A 19,732-nucleotide genomic window follows, 5' to 3' on the forward strand; every position below is an offset into this window, starting at 1 on the left:
CAAACGACAGCCCCAATTGGAGTGCTAAACGATGAGCCAACCGCTGCCCAAGTCGATCTCGATCACACGCCCGTCATTGACATGGCTGTTCCCGTAGTCGGCGACGTAGAGATTCATTTCACCCGGATCGTCATTGGGATCACTGCTCGGCGCGAATTCCAGGTCCTTGATCTTGGCGCTGGTATCGCCGATCGGGTTGCGGTAATCCTTAAGAAGATCGATGGTCTGCAGGATATTGCCGCCGCGATCGACAACCCAGATATTCTTGCTGAAGCCGCCGCCCACGAAGAACACGTCGTGCTGGGCGTCATAGGCCAGCGCCTCCGGATCCTTGATTACCGTGGGGAGAGTGATCCTGGAGAGAACCTGGCTGATTGCCTTGTCGGTCTCGACGATCGTACGGGAAGTCCCGTTGGCAATGAACACGTTGCCATTGTTCGGGTTGACGGCGACGTCCTCCGGATCGTCACAGTTGAGGGACTTGACCAACACCGTCCCGAGCCTCGCTGTCGGGTTCTGCGGATCGACCCAGAAGACCTTGTAATTATCATCGTCCGTGATGAGCAAATGACCGGTGACCGGGTTGAACGCCAGACCCGTCGGCTCCGTCGTGAAGCCCGTAAGGCTGAGCGACGTCTCCAGGACACCACTCGTGCTGATCTGGAACAGATTGTTCGAGCGGGAGAATGGCTTCTCATCCACTTCCGAATCGGAAAGGAAGAGGCCCTGACCCGGCACATAGGCAAGCCCTGACGGATCCGGGCTGTTGATCCCTCCGGCCTTGATGCTGGTGTCAATGATGTTGACCACGGTCGGATTCGCAGGCGGAGGCGGGTTGACATCATTGTCGGCGATACTGCCCGTTCCCGAGGAATCGGCAAGGGTGAGCGCCGTGCCGCTCGTGACGAGCTTTGCCTCGTTGATCAGGACCTGGAAGGTCTCGGTATTCTCCACGATGGTGTCGTCGCGCAGATTGATGGTGACTTCGACGCTTGTCTGCCCGGCCGGGATATCGACCACGCCACCGCTCACGCCCACGAAGTCCTCACCGGCTGTCGCCGTGCCGTTTTGCGTACTGTAGGTGATGCGCACCGTCTCGGAGGCCGCCGCCGACAGCGTGATCATGAACTTGATCGTGGCCGTGCTGCCTTCCGTCTGCGGGTCGGGCGCTCCGTCCGTGATCGATATTTGCGGCGGTGGTTCTGAACCGCCAGACCCGGAAATCGTGAAGCGGTCGGCGCTCAGGATGCTTGCAATATCCGTATCGAAGGTGGCGATCGCGATCCCGGCTGCGCCGCCGGCACCATCCCCATCCCACATCAAAGTCCGATTTCCACTCGAGTAGATGAACTGCCCGTGAGACGTGGTCGCCTGGTCGCCGGAACTCACAATGGTAAAGTAGTCGCTCGACAGTTTCCCGTTGGTCAGACCGCTCCCCGCGCTCAGGCCGTAATCGGCGGCGAAGATTCCGAGTCGGTCGTCCGCGTCGAAGTCCACCACCCGGTCCGTGCTACTGACCTCAGCTGGACCGAATAGGAACGTGTCGGCGCCGCCACCGCCAGTAAGTATATCTTTTCCCCCGTCTCCAGTAAGGACGTTCGCAGCGGTATTTCCCTTGATCTTGTTGTCGAGTTCATTGCCTGTTCCGTTGATGGTGTCCGTCCCCGTCAGCGTCAGGTTTTCAAAGAACTTGGGAAGGGTGAACGTGATGGAACTCTCGACCAGATCGATTCCGCCATCATCAATGCCGTCGTTGTTTTCATCCTCGCTGATCACATCGCCGACATTATCGATCCTGTAGCGGTCGTTGCCTGATCCGCCGTACATGGCGTCCGCCCCGGTCATGCCGTCGAGCAGGTCATCCCCACCCCGGCCATAAAGGATGTCATTGCCATCCTTGCCGTAAAGCCTGTCGTTCCCCCCCTTGCCATCGAGCAGATCGTTTTCAGCGCCGCCGATGAGGTCCTCGCCAGCATCCGTGCCGATCTTATCTACCATAGCTAGTTCTCCTTTCTGCAACCGGCTCCGAAAGCCGCTATGGCGGGGGCAGCTCTTGCATCACCCGCGGCAATTGTTTCCGCAGCGAGCGTTGCGCTCGGTCAAGCGGTGCCGGACGCGACCGATGAAAACGGCTCTGTTTGATCCGTCATTCAGCGTCGCGGGTACAAGGCGATTTCGCACCAAGTCAGGTCATGGCGATCCGTGTCCCTTCTTCAAGACGATTTCGTCCGCGATCGTCTCGACGGCCATTGCGAGGGTGTCTTGGTCCCGCCAACTCACACGCATCGAATGCCGGCCGGCCTCCTTCAGCAAATCATCAATCATCGAGGAGATCTCGATCTGCCGAAGCGATCTTTGGATGTCGCTCTCAAACAGTCGCTCAAACAACCCTTGACGACGCAGCCGTTTTTTAAGGCGCGCCTGCAGCACTTCGCGCGGCGTCTCCACACGAATGAGCAAATCGGGCGCTGGAACAAGCGATAGTCCTCGCGACAGGGCATGCTGGTTTACCGCACCGGAAAAGAGGGCGAGCGAGCAGAGCGAATTCATAAAGCCCTGATCGAAGATGACGACGCTGTCCGAGGTCAGCGCCGCACTCCAGGAGCCGCAGATGTTCCGCAGATAACGTCGAGCCCGGATCGCTCTGGTCCAGCTCTTTGGCGGCAGGATCTCCATCAGTTGCCCGACGAGCGGGTCGATGGAGACCCCTGGCACCAGCGCGTCCAGAGCGGTGAAGACTTTCGAGGCGCGGGCCAAGGCTGCACGCAGCGCGGAGGGCGGCTTGGTCCCTGCTCCTGGTGGCTCAGAACCTCTTTCTGCAGGTCGCGAGCTCCCGACGAGCCGCACCGCGATGCCCCTAGCATCGAGCGCCGCCTCGAGGGCTCGGGCAAGGGTCGTCTTCCCGGAAGCAGCTGGCCCGAAAAGCTCGATAATGATGGTGTTGCGCCTTGGAGCCGGTATCCTTGCCCATGACGATGGAATCGTGCCGGGATTGCATGCCCGCGAGGGGATCGGGCTTTCCGCACCGAGGAGCGCGCCCGAACCCCACCTCTCACGAGGCACTGGCGTTGCTGCTGTCCGGTGGGACGATCCCTGCGTCGCGTCCGCGGGACCCTGCTCAAAGGGCCTCTGCGGAGTTGCCCAGCTCATAGTTGCATCCTCCTCGCGTGGCTCCAGCTCGAAGGTGGCGATAGAGCGCCCTCCGTCACAGGCGCCTGGCTGGTCCGCAGCGTGGGCAGCTGCGTTGGAAGCTTGGTCAATGTTGGATGGAGGCCGACTACCGCCATGACTCCGCGAACGATCCACACTAGGTCCTTGAGCATGGTCTTACGCGGATAATATTCGAGATCGAGACAGGCCTTCAGCGGGAAGATCACCTCTCGATAAACCTTGATCAGGTCGGTATTCACGGGGTACAGGCTGGCCTCATTGCGAAACGCTGCCTGGCTCGGACCGAATATTCCAGGCCTATAGTCCAAGATAGCCCGGTGCTTGTCGTCGAAGCAGTCGGCAAAAGCGAGGCTCTCTGGCCGCGGGCCGACAAAGGCCATATCTCCCCGGAGGATGTTATAGAGTTGCGGGAGCTCATCGAACTTTGTTTTTGCGAGTAATCGTCCAATTCTGGACGTTCGACCGTCATTGTTGACCGTCAATGGAAGGCCGAAGGGGCTGCAGTCCGCGCGAAATTTGCGAAACTTGTAAATCCGGAAGTGCCTGCCGCCCTGTCCAAGGCGCACCTGCGAGAAGAACACCGGACGGCCGCTCTCCGCGATGATCGCCACGGCAATCAGCAGCATCACGGGGCTTAGAACCGCCAAGCAGACGGCGGCGAACAGAACGTCGAGGGAGCGGGCAATCCAGCCGATAAGACGTGCTGGCGGACGGTCGTCATGGCGCATTACGTATCTCCTCACATTTGTTTCGTGACGTCCTTCATGCCTGCGCAGCAGCGGCCAGAGCGGCGACTACGCGCTCGACGTGACCGTCATCCATGCCGGGATGCAGCGGGAGCGTCAGCTCGCGACGAGAGAATTCCTCCGTCTTCGGGAGCCGAAGGTCGGGTAGCCGAGATCTGTAGAAAGAAAAGTCGTGAACAGGCGGGTAATGGATGCTCGTTTGGATGCCATCGCTTCTCATGGATGCGATGATCCGATCGCGGTCGGCTTCGGCCGGCAAGACGACCGGCATGATGTGATGAGCCGAATCGCAACCCTGCAGGCTGGGGACGAGGATGGTCGGGCAATCGGCTGCCAGAACTTCTGCATATCTGGCCGTCAGGACGCGCCGGCGTTCATTCCACGCTGTCAGGCGACCGAGTTGAACCAGACCCATGGCAGCCCGGAGTTCGTCCATTCGGTAATTGTAGCCGAGCATGGTCACGTCGTAGCGCGGCGCGCCACTCTGGTGGCGCTGGAATGTGCCGCTTGTCATCCCATGACTGCGCATTTGTCGGACTCGCTCCAGAAGGTCGGTTTGAGTCGACACCACCATGCCGCCTTCTGCGGTCGTCATGTTCTTGTTGCCGTAGAAGCTGAAGGCAGCTGCGTCGCCGAAGGTTGCGACGTCCTCGAGGCCCACTGCATGCGCCGCGTCCCCAATGAGGAACAGGCCCCGCCGGGAGGCGAACTCGCGCCATGCGCTGCGCTGCGCGACACAGCCAGCATAGTGCACGACAATGACAGCCTTCGTTCTCGGGGAGCACTTTTGCGCAGCGTCCTCCAGGGACATCAGCGGCATGGCGAGCGACTCGATGTCGACGAAGACAGGCGACGCTCCAGTATACAAGACGCTGTTGGCCGTCGCCACGAATGTGAGCGAGGGCACGAGGACTTCGTCGCCTGGCCCTATCCCCAGTGCATGGAGGATAAGATGAAGTGCGGCGGTGCAAGAGCTGACTGCCACGGCATCGTCCGTGCGATGCCGCTCGGCGAAGGCTAGCTCGAAATCGCGTACACGCGAGCCCATCGTGACCCAGCCGTCGTCCAAGACTTCGGAAACGGCGACCTGCTCCTGACGCCCCAAGATTGGTCGCGCGACGTAAATCTCTGAGCGATCGTCGGCCCCGCTGCCGGCACGCGCCGTTGCGGCACCTCCGCCCGGGGCGGCAGCATTCAGCAGAACAGCCTCAGGCTGCGTAGACGCGTTCAAACGGTGGTGACTGGACATCCCAATCTAGCTCCTGAGCGGTTTGGAAATCTTCGATCCGGCCAATGTCGAGCCACATGCCCTCGTGAATGTAGCTGTGGGTCGGAACGCCTCGCCGAAGGAGGCACAGGATCAAATCATCGAAGCCGAATGGGACGCCCGCAGGAATGTATTGAAGCACCGAGGGCTCCATGCAGTAGACACCCATGCTCACAAGGTTCGAGAGTATCGGTTTTTCCTTGAAGCTGGTGATCCGCCCGTCATGTGCCTCGATGACGCCGAAATCCATTCGAGTCTGCCGGTGCATGGTAGCCACCGTGAGTAGTCCGCCCGTGCTGTGATGGTACTGGGCGAACGCACCGAGGCTCAGATCGGTAATGACATCCCCATTGATCACCAGGAAGCTGGTGTCGAGTTCATCGCGCAGCAAGCCGAGTGGCCCGATCGTCCCCAGGGGTGCCGCTTCATCCGTATAGCGGATCCGGATGTCCCACCGCCGCCCGTCGCCACAGAAGCTCTTAATCAGCTGCCCGAGATAACCGGTGGTGATATAGACCTCTGTCAGGTCGTTTCGTCGAAGCCATTTCAGCAGAAGCTCAAGTACCGGCTGAGAGCGGACTGGCATCAGCGGCTTGGGTAGCACCATAGTGTATGGTCTCAGGCGCGTTCCCTGACCGCCACACTGGATTACGGCTTTCATCGAATCTCTCCCTGAAGTTGACTCGGTACTGCCTCAAAATCCGCGTTTGCGGAGATGTGACAGATCGATGACAGCAATCTAGCAGTCGATCAGTCCTCGGCAACTGCGCATAAGGATAGAAGGCAGTCGAGCGGCAAAGCCATACTTTGTGGAGCATCCTTTTGTGGAGAGCTACCCAAGCGGGATGACCGCTCCAAAAGGGGGTATTACTAGAATTTTTAGAGGCGACTTCAGAAAGAAGTGAGTGATTCCAGCCAGTTGTGATTCCCTCGGATTTGCGAAGATTCGATGGAGATCATATGGCCTGGACTGAAACCACCCGAAAGATTTATGCCCGTAAGGCGAGCCGCTACGCAAGTGATGTGACGGATCGCGAATGGGAATTTATTGCACCATTTCTGCCTGCGCCGTATCGGCTTGGGCGGCCTCGCAAGGCTGACCTACGGGAGATTGTGAACGCGATCCTCTATATTGCTGCGACCGGTTGTCAGTGGCGCATGCTGCCGAAGGACTTCCCGCCTTGCTCGACGGTGCAGCGTTATTTCTACGAATGGCGTGCGATGCGGCTATGGAGCCGGATCAATCATTGTCTGGTGATGGCGGCGCGAGAGCTGGAGGGAAAGGAGGCTTCACCGACGGCAGGGGCAATCGACAGCCAAAGTGTCAAAACCACGGAAAGCGCTGGGATCAAAGGCTTTGATGCTGGCAAGAAGATCAAGGGCCGCAAGCGCCATATCGTGGTCGATACGCTCGGCCTGATGGTTGGCCTCATGGTTCACAGCGCCGATATTCAAGATCGTGACGGTGCTCCCGATCTCCTGAAATCCATCCGGCACCGCTGGCCGTGGTTACTACACATCTTTGCCGACGGCGGCTACGCCGGAGCAAAACTGAAGACGCGATTGGAGAAGATCGGCAAATGGACACTCGAAATCATCAAGCGATCCGACAAGGCCAAAGGCTTCGAGCTATTGCCGCGCCGATGGGTTGTTGAGCGAACCTTTGCCTGGCTCGGTAGATGCAGGAGTCTGGCTAAGGACTTCGAAAAATCCATCGCCTCAGCCGAGGCCTGGATCATGATCGCTCACGTTCGCATGCTCACCAGGCGGCTCGCAAGGTACTATTTTTATTGATGTCTTTTCGAATCCGACTCTTAGATAGCCTTTATTTTTCTGGGGCTTGCTGAGCCGGCTTGATCAGAACGGAAATCGATCACTGCTGGTACGGTGAGGTCTGCTGCCCCGCACCCGTTGCCCACAAGGCCGCCTCGGTCCGGTTCTTTATCCGAAGCTTCCGCAAGATTGCCTTCACATGTACCTTCACGGTGGCATCCGAGATCTCGAGCTTCCTGGCAATCTCCTTATTGGAGTTTCCCTGACTAAGTGACATCAATACTTCAATTTCTCGCGACGAAAGATTAGGCGCCAGGGAAATTATATGAGTTGAATGCCCGTTGTGACCATTGTTTTCGTTGTGCTTCTGTAAGACATACTCCTTTGTGATGAGCGATGTCTTGACCGGAGCGGGGGGAGGGAAAACAGGTTCGCCGAGCAGGACCAATTCCAGCGATTTCACCATGGCTTCGACGCGCATGCCCTTGTCAATCAAACCATGAACACCCGCTTGGATGGCCTGGGTGACTACAGCTTCCTCAACAGAGTCCGCCATTAGAACAACAAATGACTTTGGAAATTGCGTTTTGAGCTTCTCGACGTCCGCTTTAAATCGGCAAATATTTTGCCCCACGTCTATCAAAAACAAATCGACTTCCTGACCCTTTTCTATCAGCTCCCACAACTGAGCCATATTGGCGCATTCGATTTGTTCTTTGAATGCCGTTCGTGCAAATATTCGTGCCAGCCCTGCGCATACAATGTAGTTCGGCTCGACGATTGTAAAATTCCACGTTTTCTTCTTGTTCACGCTGCACCCCCTTCCGGAGTAGGTAGAAATTTTGCAAATAATTCATCATGTCAAAAAAGAAATGGTACCACAGACGCGCAGCGGAGCAATCAACCGGGATAGCCCCAAAAAGTCAACGATGACGTTTCAATGGTCATCTCTAGGGTTGTATACATAGCACAATGGATTTACACTTGTTCGCCAACCCCCTTATACTGTTACCGCTTTTGACGTAGATATTGCCCAGTGCCGGAAAACAGGCTCTTGCTCGACGAGCGAGTTGTCGATGCGGCCACGGATGGCAAATAAAGCGACCACGAGATGGGCACGGGGGTTGGAAGAGCTCTCGGTTCGACCGCAAAACTTTGGCGAAGCGCTGCGTCTCGCCGTCGGCCGCCATCGCAAAGCCTTAAGGTCCTGCCGCAAAGGCTTCGACCACGGAAATGGACAGCGGTCCGGCCAACACAAGCAGGTTGACGAACTCACTCAAGTTGGCGGCAGAGATGAAATGCCAGCGGCCATCGCCTCGCGAAGACTCGGCCTCCTCGTCTATCCGCGCTCCGCTCGAGCATCGATCCGGAAGACCAAGTAGAATTGAGGGATTGAGAGGTTATTTCGCGCTCTGTGCATATTGAGGCCGGTCAATGCCAAGTGCGCCGAGATCATCGCTCGTCGATAAGGACCCTTGGCGTAACGCGACTTCCACCATATCGCCCGGCTCGACCTCTTCATCATACCCCGCTTCAAAAGCGACGGGCTTCATGTCGATCCTGCGAATAACGGTAACCGCCGGGCTGGCCTCCTGGCTGGCCTCCTGGCCGCGCGGGACGGCGATGCCAGCGAGGTCCAATTTCGCCCGCAGACTCTGTAGGCGGGCATGTTCCTCGGCCAGTTTCAGATCTATGGACCGCAGTTCTTCATGAATGCCGAGCCGGCGCTGGTCTTCGAGCTTTTCCAACGACCGGCGCGCCTCGTCCAGCCGTCTGCGCATCTGCATGAGCTCGCTTTCCGTTTGCAGCCGGCGCGTGGCTGAGTAAAGCAATGAGCGTCGGGCCTCCACTACCCGCAAATTGGTGAATGCGCCTTGCCGCAGAAGTTCTTTCGAAGTTTTGTAGACTTGAGTGTCCTCGAGTTCGCCTTGGGTCTCGAGTTCGACGCGTTCGGATAGCGACTTGATCTGCTCCTCAGCAAGAGCCGCGCTCCGGTCCAGAAAGGCCCGCTCGCGATCGAAATCCACCTGCCGAAGCTCACGAATCTGCTTCTCGGTTGCCAGAATGCGCGTCAACGCGTCTTCAGGCACCGGTGCTGCTGGAATTGATGTCTTGTCGAATTCGGCCGTCTCGCCGAGCTCGGTGCGGAACCTCCAGGCGCGGGCGGCGTGGCCAGCCAATGTGAGCCAGCTGGCAATGTAGTCGCTCTGCAGCGGGATCGGATCGTATAGCGGCAGCGTGCCGGTAGTCATAATCGGTGGACGGAGCCCGCCCGCAGACGCGATCGCCTGGCGTACCGTCATCCGTGGCTGGAAAGGATGCTCGCCGGACCGAACAACATCACCGGATACCCATATCGGCGCATATTGCACGATTGCCGCCGATACATCCTCGCGTTCAACCGTACGCGTCAACTCCCGACCATCGGAGGCATAGAGGGTCAGGAGCCGGCTGGTGTAGGCCGCCTGAATAAGTTCGCGAACATTGGCCAACGTGACGCCCTCGACGTCGAGCGTGCCGATGGTCGAAATTGTGATGCTGCCATCGAGCTGAACCGGCGCGCGTTGGCCGAACTGCGGAAGCCCAGCGAGCGAGACCTCGATCACATCGCCCGCATGCAGCCGGTACTCGGAGGCGGCCGACCACGACAGCCCCAAGGCCAGAGCTACTGCGGTGCGGGCCGCCAGACCAAACAACTTGAAAAACGTGCGCTGTCGGTGACGAAGGACCATCGGCGTACTCCAATCTGAAGATTTGCTGGAGTCAGTGCATCTGGCCGGCAGACTGGCCCGGCGCGCTTCACCAGCATCATATAAATGATGACAAAAGCCCCAATATCAATAAATGGAAAATAGGTATGCTCATTCAGGCAGAGCGACATAAGGGGGTACCCCACAGCACCATGATTAGGTAATCCCGCCGAATCCTTACTCAATTTGCATCAATTTACGCGTCGTACAAATGATGAAATTCTATACGCTGGAAATGTTGTGAATGGGGGCAATCGGGTGAGCACTCGCATTCCCATCATCGCATTTGCCGCCGGCTAGTCAAGCAGCCGAGAACGGGTGCTCGCGGGTGGATGGAATGGTTGAGGAGTGGCACGACACAGGCTACCAAGGTCCCCTCGCCGACCAACGGCGTTGACCGTGGTGTTGCGCACCCGCTCTCGGGCCCACTCCTCCGTGGCATCCAATGTCTTCTCAAAACGCTTTGATCGATGCCGACGAACCGCAAAATTAACAAGAGCGACGCCTTCGCGCCCTTATCTCCAGGACGAGCAATGACCTACGAAGAAGACCGTACGCTCCATCTCTTGGATCTTGTTGCACTTTTGGGACGGCGATGGAAGCTGGTCGCCGTTTGCGCCGCGAGTGGTGCGTTGATGGCCATGTTGATTGCTACCAGCATCCCGGCCCGCTATACGGCGAAAGCGCAGTTGCTCGTGGCGCGCTCGGAGTCCGGGCCGGCGGGCTCTTTCGATGAGGCTGTCGTCGACACCCACGTGGAACTCATCCTGTCGCCCAGCCATCTGCGCGCGGTGCAGAAAAGCCTCGCCGAGGATCCCGGCAGCAGCGGTCCCGCAACATCCGATGCGTCCCCGTCCCCGTTTAGTGATCGGGCGCAGCGGCCATGGAGCAAGATGCTTTCAGACGCCATCTTTGGTGCAAACGACGAGCCGCCCTCCTCCCCAACGACGGGTTCATCGGGAGAAGCCGTGCCCGAAGAGTCGGAGCCCATCGATTTCGAGGTCCTCCGGCAAAACCTCAATGTTTATAAGGAACAGCACTCACGTGTAGTTGCCGTAACCTTCACTACAGAGAATCCGCAGATGGCCGCGGTCATTGCGAACCGAGTGGCCGAGATGTACGTAAATAGAGGTCGCGACCGCCTTCAGGCGCGGCGTGAGCGGCTGGAGAAGGAACTGGCCGAACGCATCCCTTCCGCGCGGGCCGCTGTCGAGCGTGCGGAAGCAGCCGTTCGTGACCACCGAATGGCCTCAGGACTTATTGACCAGAAGAACGTCGAATCGATGGATCAGCAGATTGCCGAACTGAGGCGACAGCTCGCAATTGATCTGGCCAGACTTGGAGAACGGGGAGTGCGTCTCTCAGCCTTGCTGAGCCAACAGGATCAGAAAGGGCCTCGCGTCGACGTTTTGAGTGACGGCCAGCCCGCAAATGCCTTCCCACTCGCGACGGAGGCCGAAACAGACGCAGCCGATGCCCTTCACCAAGTAGGTCCGTTACAGCGTGAAGAGTTGAGCCGGCTCCTCGATGAGGTCCTTGCCGAACTGCCCTTCGATCGTAGGGCGCTTGGGGAGCGCCTCCACCGCACTCGGCAACGCCTCGATTCACTCGAACAATCTCGGGAAAGCCTCCGCGAAGCTGAGGCAAAGCTGCGCGAATTGGAGCGTGGGGCCACTGCATCGGCGCAGCTATACGAGAGCCTTCTGCGGCGACAGACCGAAATCTTCGTCCAAGACCGAATTCAAGAGGAAGCACATATTGTCTCTGCTGCATTGCCACCCCAATTTCCGAGCTCGACTTCGCCGGCCCTGTTCGTGCTGCCGGCATTCGTTGCCTTTGCCATCGGCGGCGGATTGACGGCTGTGCTGCTGGAGCGTTTCGACCGTCGCGTGCGCAGCGAGCGCGATGTCGAAGAATCGGTCGGAGTCCCGTGCATCGGGCTCGTGCCCAACCGCTTCCGGATGAACAGCGCGCGACACGCGTTGATCGACGACCCGTTCAACAGCTATGGCGAGGCGGTTCGCTCAGTCGTGGCGACGGCCCTGTCGCGGCGGCGTATTCTCCCGCATCAGGGCCGACTCCGTGATTCGGCCGTCTTCGCCATCACATCGAGTGACAAGGACGACGGAAAGACCGCGCTTGCTCTTAGCTTTGCCCTGAGTGCGGGCACGATTGGGCGGCAGGTCCTGCTCATCGATCTCGATTTTCGCAACCCCAGCATCGCGCATAGTCTTGAGGGATTCGGAAAGGACAGGGCGACGTATTTCGGCGAGGAAACGGTACCCGCTGAGGAAACGGTACCCGCTGAGGAAACGGTCAAGACAATCGCCGAGTTCGGAATCGACTTTCTCCCGCTTTCCTACAGGCGGGAATATGCGCTTTCGTTCCTTTCAACAAACCAGCTTACAATCATGCTGGACAAGTTCAAGGACCAGTATGATTGCATTGTGATCGTAAGCCCACCGCTCCTTGGTGCAACGGAAGCACGCGTCATTGCTTCCGTTGTAGATAACGTCATCTTTGCACTGGAGTGGAGCGCTACGGAGGTCGACGTCGCCCGCCGCGCACTAAGTCAGCTCGGACATGTCGGGATCAAAGATGCACACGAGCGGGTGTTTGGCGTGCTGACGCAAGTTAACATGCGAAAGCACCATTTCCGATAGGAATTCGGGGATTAACAAGAGACGCACCACCAAGCGGCTCCAGCCGCAAGAGTCGATCGTGTCCCGTGAGGTGGTTGCCTACCCGCAACCTGGCAAGGTCGCCGAATGCCTAAACCACCTTGACGATTGGAATGCGATTAGACAACCACTTGTGGGGACGCGGCCCGGCGAGCGAGTGGCTCCGGAGCGTGCGGATTTCGGATTAACGGGACAGCGATTCCGGTAAATCCCGGACAGTCGTTTCACTAAATCGCGGACAGTCTCGCGTTTGGCACATTTGCCGCCGCGCCTTGCGTGGGATGACGTTCGGCACGCGATCGATGCAATCGGCGCAACGACGTCGGTCGGCATCCGCGATCGAGCCGTCCTGCTGCTGCTCGCCACCACGGGCATTCGCAACGGCGAGTTACGCGCCATTCGGCTTCGGGATATCGACTGGCGTACTGGCGAGGTTTTTGTCCGGCGGACCAAGGGCAAGCGTGATCGGGTGGTGCCACTCCTCGAGGAGACCGGCGCCGCACTCGCCGATTACATCCTGCGCGCTCGACCGAAGTGGATAGTCCGTATCTGTTCCTGTCGTTCACGCCGCCGGTGGGACCGTTCAAGTGTGCGGCGCCTGTTTCAAGGATCGTGCGGAAGCGGTTGCGGCATGGCGGGGTCGAACTCGGGCGGGTCGCAGGTGCGCATCTCCTGCGTCACAGCCTTGCTACCCAGCTTGTCGGGCAGCGAAGGCCGATCAACGAGGTCGCCGATCTTCTTGGCCACCGGAGCATCAACACAACGGCGCTGTACGTGAAGGTTGCGGCCTCGCAGCTCGCCGAGGTCGCACTCCCCTTTCCGGGAGGCGCGGCATGACCGTCTTTGCCCGATTCCTCGGCGAGAAGGCGCGTTACATCGAACTGCGCCCGCCACCCGGACGATGGCGCTGGACTTCGTCCTGTCGTTCGGCGGCGCCGCCAACAGCCGCGCCACTCGTCACGGCGTGCTCGGCCGATTCTACGAGTATCTCTCCGTCTATGACGACCAAACCGAGACCTTGGAGCGCAGAGTATTCCCCAGATCCAGGGCGATTCCGCCTCCGCGGATCCTCAGCGAGTCAGAGTTGGTGTCGCTCATCGACGCATGCGCCCGCATTTCGCCAGGCATCCCCCTCAGGGGGCGGACGATGGCGACGCTGATCGGATTTTTGGCAAGCTCGGGCGAAGTGGTCAGGCTTGATCGTTCCGACGTCGATCTGACCAACGGGGTTCTCCTCGTTCGGAAGACAAAGTTCCGCAAGCACCGTCTCGTTCCAGTTCACACGACGACCCAGGCTGCCCTTCGCCACTACGTGCGTGTGCGCGATGCAGCTTTTCCTCAGCCTAAGGACCAGGCCTTCTTTCTGAGCTCCCGTGGCAACCGCCTCTCTGCGACCGGCCTTAAAAACGGTTTTGCTGAGGTCCGCAAGTTCGCCGGCCTTGACGACGGCAAGCCGTTGCGGCCGCACGATCTCAGGCACCGGTTTGCCGTGACCCGCCTGAGCCTTTGGCACCAACAGCGCGCCAACGTCCAGGCGCTGCTCCCGTTGCTCGCCACCTATCTCGGCCACGCCAGCTACAGCGACACAGCCTACTACCTCACTGGCTCGGTGGATCTTCTCGCCATGGCGGCGGAGCGCGCCTTCCTCGATGGAGGCGCAGCATGAGTGAACACCTACTCCTGGCGCCGCTTTTGGAGTCCTACTTTCGCCGGCGCTTGACCAAACAACGCAACGCCACTCCCGCGACCGTGGCCAGCTATCGCGACGCCTTGCGCATGCTGATCCTCTTTGCCGCCGCCCGGCTGCGGAAGAAGCCGGCGGCCTTGGCGCTCGAAGATCTCGATCGAGACCTCGTTCTCGCATTTCTCGACAAACTCGAAGAGAAGCGGAACAACGCCGTCGCCACGCGCAATGCCCGTCTTGCGGCGATACGATCTTTCTTCCGCCATGTCGCAGCCTCCGACCCAGCGTCCTTCGGTGTCGCCCAACGCGTGCTCACGATTCCCATAAAGCGGGCGCACATCGAGGTGACGCACCACCTCACCAAGGCCGAAGTGGACGCCCTCGTTGCGGCGCCCAATCCACGGACGTCACGTGGTCGGCGTGACCGTTCGTTCCTATTGTTCCTGGCACGGACCGGCGCGCGGGTCTCCGAAGGTACCGGCGTCAACGCAAACGACCTTCAGTTGGAGCGGTCGCACCCGCAAGTGCTGCTGCGCGGCAAAGGGCGCAGAGACCGTGTCGTCCCCATTCCTCTGGATCTGGCGAGAGCACTGATACCAACGAGCGCCGTTTCTGACTCTCAGGAGATTCCCAAGGTGTCGCGAATCTGAATCCATGCTGCAAACAGGAGGTTTGCGATGGGTTCGGCGGTTTTGTTGCGTGATGATTTCGACGGAGCTGCTCGTCGACAGCTCGCACGGCAGACGAAGGATGCCAATCAGGCCCGGCGGTTGCTGGCTCTTGCCGCGATCTATGACGGCAGCCCGCGCTCGGATGCGGCACGGATCGGCAGCGTGACGCTGCAGATTGTGCGGGATTGGGTTCTGCGTTTCAACGCGCGCGGCCCCGATGGACTGGTGAATGGCAAAGCGCCTGGCGGCCGAGCGAAGTTGAATGCCGCTCAGCGCCAGGCTCTCGCGATCTCGGTGTGCGTTTCCGACCAAATGACGCCGTTCTGCAACTGCTAAACAGCATCTGAATATTATGTGGCGGAGAATTCCAGATTTGGCAGGCCTCGGCCGGCGCCGAGACGGGCTCCGCCACATAATCTCGCTCGACGCATAAAAAAGGATCGCGGCCGAGGCCCTCCTGCACCAGCAGCACCAGACCCTGCATGCCCTTGCGCATGTCGCAGTGACCGTTCGCGATCCACACCCGCACCCCGGAACTGATCGGGATCATTTGAGCGCTCGCATCACCGCGGCTGCCAGGTCGGATGGCTGTGCGGAGCCAATTCTCACCTTCACGCCATTCGGGAAGTCCACGAGCATGGCCGCTTCGACCGCATCACTGCTGGCAGAGCCAACAAGCTTGGCTTGGACAAAGGCGGGCTCGGCCTGCTGGACCAAAGCTTGCCGCCGCATCTGTAGAGCAGGCAGGTCGAAACCTCGAAGCGGCGCGCAACTTCGGAAACCACCGCGCCTGGCGCGAATGCCTCCGCCAGTATCTGCGCGCGATCTTCTAACGACCATCGCCGACGCCGCTCTGGCCCCGTCAGCAAAACTGCATGTCCCATGAATTGCTCAGTGCGCTCTTAAGTCCACTCTTAAGAGCGCAGACTCACGGCTGCCGCGGAACTTCGCAAGGCGGTCCCTGCCGGAGGGATACTACCATCGGGTAATTTACGCATTTCAGAAATGATGGAACTCTCTTCGCCAAAATAGTCGTTGGAGCAAGTTGGTGAGTGGGTGCACTCTTGCAAGGCGTCAGGCGACCAATCCGATCGGCTGGGGTTTTGTGCGCCATCTGCCGACGTGACGCTGATGAACAGGGCCGAAGAGCCTTGCCACAATCGGCAATGAACAGGTGCGGCCGCGGCTGTCCATGATGGTGGTCGCGCTCGGCCTGTTCTCGGCGGAGCGGTATCTGCTGCGCGTGCTCGTCAGGCATCGGCAAAGCACTTGTACGCTGATCACCGGCGCTAGGCGATGAACTCTATATCCAAGAGGAGCAAAGCTTTGTGCCCGCCAATTTAGAAGAAGCACAAGCCCTGAGCTACGAAGAAGGCGTGCCGCATCCTCGCGATCTGGCTGCAATGCTGCGACGGCGATGGAAGTTGATCGCAGGTTCCGCGCTGTGCGGCGCGCCGATGTTGGAAAATCTGAAGGCAAGCTACGATTGCATAGTGATCGACAGTCCATCCTTGCTTGAGGCAACTGAAGCCCGCGCCTTGTTTCAGTTGCTGACAATGTGATTTTCGCGTTGAAATGGTCTGCGACCGAGGTCAATATTGCGCGTAGAGCCCTCCAACAATTGCGGCACGACGGGATCAAAGATGCACCACAGCGCGTGCTCGGTGTGATAACGCAGGTTAAGGTGCGAGAGCACGCCTTCTATCACCGATAAGCTTCACCATCGATGCGATCCGATGATTTCTGGTCCTGTGGACGGAGCGGATAATTTCCTATTCCCGGAAAGCGCGCCTAATCTGATCTGTGAGTGGTTTCACTAGGTAGGAGATGACCGTGCGATCAGCAGTAAGCAAGAACGCTTCTACCGGCATGCCGGGCTTGAGGCTTTCCGGTTTGAAGGAGCCACGCTGACCTTTGTCGAGCTTGATTCTCACGCTGTAGAAGGACAACCCATTTCGCTCGTCTTCGACGAGGTCCGGTGAAACGGTTAGTACATGTCCCCCGATTTCGGGCGTGATCTGCTGATTGAAGGCCGACAGACGCAGGTGGACTGGCTGGCCGGGCTGGACTTGGTCGATGTCTTGAGGCGCGATGCGCGCTTCCACCGCCAACTTGTCGGCAATGGGGACGATTTTCATGATCGGCTCGCCCGCGGCAACAACGCCTCCTACCGTGTGGATCGCAAGTTGATGTACGCGTCCGGCCTGAGGCGCACGAATGTCGGTTTGCCTCAGAAGCTGATCTGCGGCGATCTTTCGTTCTTCCAACCCCGCGATTTGGGCCTCCGTATCGCGAAGTTCTTGTGCGACGTCGCTGCGCCAATTCTCCTGAATCTGAATGACGGCTATTTCGGTTTCGCTAATCTTGCCCTTGGCCTCGGCGATCGCAGCGATCAGCTGGCCGCGGCCTCCCAGGAGCTGCGCTTCCTGGCGCTCCAACTCCAGCAGTCGTGAGTGCTGGACAAGCTTTTTCTCCCACAGGACTTTCACGCTGCTGAGTTCGTCGCGGACCAGACCAAGCTCCCGCTCCTTAGCCTCCCGTTGAGACTCGAGTCCCGCTATCTCCTTTGTGAGCTGGCCAATCCGCTCCCTGCGTTGCCCGATCTCTGCTTGATAGGCCGCGCGGCGCAGTGCGAACAGTTTCCGTTCCCCTTGGAGGACCCGCGCCACGTGCGCGGCGGAGGAGCGACTCACAATATCCTGGGGAAAGAGGAGCGCTTCAGCACCTTCGCGCTCTGCAGTCAGGCGCGCTTGTCGGGCCGAGAGTTCGTCCAGGCTCTTAGTAATGACGGCAAGGTTGGCGCGAGTGACCGTGTCATCGAGGCGAACCAAGATATCACCTGCCTTAACCTCGTCGCCATCACGCACGTTGATTGCGCCCACAACGCCGCCGCTTAGATGTTGCACCGCCTTCACGTTGGATTCAACCGCAATATGGCCCGGGGCGATCACGGCACCTGACAGCCCCGTCGTCGCGGCCCATGCGCCAAGCCCGCCAAACAGCAGTGCCACGATCGCCGCGCCGAGGACGATGTGCCTGCGCAGGGAGATATCGTTCTGCGTGGGCGCGGATACACCCTTCGCAGGAGCGTAGGCCGCAGGCAATGTCGGCCGATCAATTCTGCCCTTAGCACTTGCTGTCAAATGGCTTTTGTCCGTAGTCAACAGATTCGCGACGCCATGCGCGCGCTGAGCCCAGTCGCGAATACTCATCATCCGGACACCCTTTCCCCCGCTGGAATCGCTCGAATTGATCTCTCGGGCGCAAGCCGCGTCTGCTCCCGCAAAATCATATCCCGGGATCCGAAAGCGTTCTGGCGGCCGGACTGAAGAACGAGCAAGAAATCGACAGCCGCCAGCGCGCTCGGGCGATGGGCAATTATGATGACCACGCCTTTGCGGCGTTTCACGGCAAGGATCGCCTGGTTCAGTGCATGCTCCCCATTGGCATCGAGGTTCGAGTTGGGTTCGTCCAAAACCACGAGGAAGGGATCACCATACAGCGCGCGAGCCAGTCCGATGCGCTGCCGCTGGCCTGCTGAGAGCGATGCTCCGCCTTCGCCGATCTCGGTCTGATATCCGCCAGGCAAGAGCAGGATCGTCTCGTGCATGCCCGCGGCCTTGGCGGCCGCGATGATGGCCGCTGGATCCGGCGTGGGATCAAAGCGAGCGATGTTTTGAGCGATCGTGCCTCCAAATAGCTCGACATCTTGTGGTAGATACCCGACATGCCGCCCCAGCGCGTCAACCGGCCACTGCCCGATCGCGGCCCCGTCCAGGCGGATCTTGCCATACGCTGTCTGCCAGACGCCGACGATCGCCCGCGCCAAGGACGACTTACCCGAAGCACTCGGACCGATGATGCCGAGCGCGGAGCCCGCGGTGAGCGAAAATGCAATATCCTGAGCGACAAAACGGCGCTCGCCCGGAGGAATGACGCCGACACCTTCCACCGAGAGTTCCGATTGCGGCGGCGGCAGCTGCAGTGCATCCCTGGCGGGGGGAACCAGCGCAAAAAGCTCATCCAGCCGGCGCCAGCTTTGTCTGGCGGCAAGAAATCTTTTCGAATGCGCGATAGCCTGTTCGGCAGGCGCCAGGGCCCGCGCCGTAAGAATTGAACTCGCGATGATGATACCGCCAGTGGCCTCCTGGCGGATCACCAAGAACGCGCCGGTCGCTAGCACGAGCGACTGCAGCATCATCCTGAGGCCCCGCGAAAGCGCCCCGAAGGAGCCGGTGATATCGCTGGCCCGTATCTGCGCCTGCCTATAGTTCGTGCTTGCATTGTTCCACAGCGCGGCAAGATTGGATCGCATCCCCATCGCTTCAATGACTTCGGCGTTGCGCATGCTTGCCAGTGCAACGTTGTTGCGTGCCTGAGCATAGCCCGACATTTCAGTTGCCGGACGGCGGACCGTTTTTTCCGTGACGACGGTTACCGCCAAAAGCAGGATCGCACCGATCAACGCTGCCGCGCCCAGCCAAGGATGGAAAGCGAAGCAAAGCCCGAGATAGAGCGGCATCCACGGCAGATCGAAGAGAGCGGCGGGACCGCCGCTGGCCAGGAATCCGGAAATTTGGTCGAGGTCTCGCACTGGCTGTAGGCCTTCGCCCGAGTTGCCCCTCATCAGGGGCAACTTCGACATCACACGATAGGTCGCTTCGTTCAGGCGCTCATCGAGTCCGCTGCCAATACGTGCCAGCACGCGGCCGCGTATGGCGTCGAGCGCGCCCTGAAAAACGTAAAGTATTAAAATTAGGAAGATCAGTGCGACGAGTGTCGGCACGCTGCGGCTGGGCAGAACTCTGTCATAGACCTGCAGCATAAAGATCGAGCCGGATAGCGTCAGCACGTTGAGAAGACCGCTGAAGGCCGCCACCACGAGAAAAGCCCGTCGAAATCGCCGCAGACAGGCAGCTAACTCGGACTTCGCCCCTGACGTGCGGAGCATTCCTAAACCGGATTGTGACATTTCGTCCCCTCAACAAC

At 59.4% G+C, this 19,732-nt stretch carries 17 protein-coding genes and 2 pseudogenes; 8 read left to right on the forward strand and 11 right to left on the reverse strand.

Annotated elements, in window-relative coordinates; all coding sequences use genetic code 11:
* Positions 1 to 24: 24 nt before the first annotated feature.
* The 5 genes from ACSQ2W_RS19070 to ACSQ2W_RS19090 all read right to left on the reverse strand — a co-directional run bounded on the left by ACSQ2W_RS19070 (position 25) and on the right by ACSQ2W_RS19090 (position 5,845).
* Entirely contained in the window at positions 25 to 2,019 is a 1,995-nt protein-coding gene (locus ACSQ2W_RS19070) for a Calx-beta domain-containing protein (protein WP_436087851.1), read from the reverse strand.
* Between the two features lie 171 nt (positions 2,020 to 2,190).
* Complete coding sequence (locus ACSQ2W_RS19075) at positions 2,191 to 2,757, reverse strand: hypothetical protein (RefSeq protein ID WP_436087852.1); 567 nt, start codon at positions 2,755 to 2,757, stop codon at positions 2,191 to 2,193.
* Positions 2,758 to 3,146: 389 nt separating this feature from the next.
* Positions 3,147 to 3,899 (reverse strand): sugar transferase, encoded by a 753-nt coding sequence (locus ACSQ2W_RS19080; RefSeq protein WP_436087853.1) that lies wholly within the window; start codon positions 3,897 to 3,899, stop codon positions 3,147 to 3,149.
* Between the two features lie 34 nt (positions 3,900 to 3,933).
* The gene (locus ACSQ2W_RS19085; protein WP_436087854.1) at positions 3,934 to 5,022 is read right to left on the reverse strand and encodes a DegT/DnrJ/EryC1/StrS family aminotransferase; all 1,089 of its coding nucleotides are present in this window, start codon (positions 5,020 to 5,022) and stop codon (positions 3,934 to 3,936) included.
* Between the two features lie 103 nt (positions 5,023 to 5,125).
* Positions 5,126 to 5,845: a nucleotidyltransferase family protein gene (locus tag ACSQ2W_RS19090; RefSeq protein WP_436087855.1), complete on the reverse strand. Its 720-nt coding sequence runs from the start codon at positions 5,843 to 5,845 to the stop codon at positions 5,126 to 5,128.
* 299 nt (positions 5,846 to 6,144) lie between these two features.
* Between ACSQ2W_RS19090 and ACSQ2W_RS19095 the strand changes: the two genes are divergently transcribed.
* A complete protein-coding gene (locus ACSQ2W_RS19095; protein ID WP_436087856.1) occupies positions 6,145 to 6,978 on the forward strand; it encodes an IS5 family transposase in 834 nt (277 codons plus the stop codon).
* A 79-nt stretch (positions 6,979 to 7,057) separates the two neighbouring features.
* Here ACSQ2W_RS19095 and ACSQ2W_RS19100 read toward each other — a convergent pair whose 3' ends face one another.
* Both ACSQ2W_RS19100 and ACSQ2W_RS19105 read right to left on the reverse strand, forming a co-directional pair.
* A complete protein-coding gene (locus tag ACSQ2W_RS19100) occupies positions 7,058 to 7,768 on the reverse strand; it encodes a LuxR C-terminal-related transcriptional regulator (protein WP_436087857.1) in 711 nt (236 codons plus the stop codon).
* A 589-nt stretch (positions 7,769 to 8,357) separates the two neighbouring features.
* On the reverse strand, positions 8,358 to 9,689 hold the full coding sequence (locus ACSQ2W_RS19105) for a polysaccharide biosynthesis/export family protein (protein WP_436087858.1): 1,332 nt from the start codon (positions 9,687 to 9,689) through the stop codon (positions 8,358 to 8,360).
* A gap of 551 nt (positions 9,690 to 10,240) precedes the next feature.
* Between ACSQ2W_RS19105 and ACSQ2W_RS19110 the strand changes: the two genes are divergently transcribed.
* From ACSQ2W_RS19110 to ACSQ2W_RS19135, 6 genes and pseudogenes are all read left to right on the forward strand, one after another.
* Positions 10,241 to 12,370, forward strand: coding sequence for a GumC family protein (locus tag ACSQ2W_RS19110; RefSeq protein WP_436087859.1), 2,130 nt, complete (start codon positions 10,241 to 10,243; stop codon positions 12,368 to 12,370).
* 277 nt (positions 12,371 to 12,647) lie between these two features.
* Positions 12,648 to 12,857: pseudogene (locus ACSQ2W_RS19115) on the forward strand (tyrosine-type recombinase/integrase); the annotation flags it as partial.
* A 104-nt stretch (positions 12,858 to 12,961) separates the two neighbouring features.
* Complete coding sequence (locus ACSQ2W_RS19120) at positions 12,962 to 13,225, forward strand: tyrosine-type recombinase/integrase (RefSeq protein ID WP_436083689.1); 264 nt, start codon at positions 12,962 to 12,964, stop codon at positions 13,223 to 13,225.
* Positions 13,226 to 13,289: 64 nt separating this feature from the next.
* The gene (locus ACSQ2W_RS19125; protein WP_436087860.1) at positions 13,290 to 14,054 is read left to right on the forward strand and encodes a tyrosine-type recombinase/integrase; all 765 of its coding nucleotides are present in this window, start codon (positions 13,290 to 13,292) and stop codon (positions 14,052 to 14,054) included.
* A complete protein-coding gene (locus ACSQ2W_RS19130; protein WP_436087861.1) occupies positions 14,051 to 14,722 on the forward strand; it encodes a tyrosine-type recombinase/integrase in 672 nt (223 codons plus the stop codon). Before ACSQ2W_RS19125 ends, ACSQ2W_RS19130 begins: the two co-directional genes overlap by 4 nt.
* Before the next feature lie 27 nt (positions 14,723 to 14,749).
* Positions 14,750 to 15,028, forward strand: a pseudogene (locus ACSQ2W_RS19135) (helix-turn-helix domain-containing protein); the annotation flags it as partial.
* Here ACSQ2W_RS19135 and tnpB read toward each other — a convergent pair.
* Together tnpB and ACSQ2W_RS19145 are read right to left on the reverse strand one after the other, a co-directional pair.
* A complete protein-coding gene (gene tnpB / locus ACSQ2W_RS19140; protein ID WP_436087862.1) occupies positions 14,943 to 15,293 on the reverse strand; it encodes an IS66 family insertion sequence element accessory protein TnpB in 351 nt (116 codons plus the stop codon). The pseudogene ACSQ2W_RS19135 and the gene tnpB sit on opposite strands and share 86 nt — an antisense overlap.
* 61 nt (positions 15,294 to 15,354) lie before the next feature.
* Complete coding sequence (locus ACSQ2W_RS19145) at positions 15,355 to 15,627, reverse strand: transposase (RefSeq protein WP_436083693.1); 273 nt, start codon at positions 15,625 to 15,627, stop codon at positions 15,355 to 15,357.
* A 444-nt stretch (positions 15,628 to 16,071) separates the two neighbouring features.
* Here ACSQ2W_RS19145 and ACSQ2W_RS19150 point away from each other — a divergent pair, with 444 nt between their 5' ends.
* On the forward strand, positions 16,072 to 16,305 hold the full coding sequence (locus tag ACSQ2W_RS19150) for a hypothetical protein (protein ID WP_436083694.1): 234 nt from the start codon (positions 16,072 to 16,074) through the stop codon (positions 16,303 to 16,305).
* A gap of 210 nt (positions 16,306 to 16,515) precedes the next feature.
* On the opposite strand, the gene ACSQ2W_RS19155 is transcribed toward ACSQ2W_RS19150, so the two are convergent.
* Entirely contained in the window at positions 16,516 to 17,958 is a 1,443-nt protein-coding gene (locus ACSQ2W_RS19155) for an HlyD family type I secretion periplasmic adaptor subunit (protein ID WP_436087863.1), read from the reverse strand.
* Positions 17,955 to 19,715 (reverse strand): type I secretion system permease/ATPase, encoded by a 1,761-nt coding sequence (locus tag ACSQ2W_RS19160; protein WP_436087864.1) that lies wholly within the window; start codon positions 19,713 to 19,715, stop codon positions 17,955 to 17,957. Before ACSQ2W_RS19160 ends, ACSQ2W_RS19155 begins: the two co-directional genes overlap by 4 nt.
* Positions 19,716 to 19,732: the final 17 nt, after the last annotated feature.

Source organism: Pararhizobium sp. LjRoot255, from assembly GCF_964252905.1.
Classification (GTDB): domain Bacteria; phylum Pseudomonadota; class Alphaproteobacteria; order Rhizobiales; family Rhizobiaceae; genus Pararhizobium.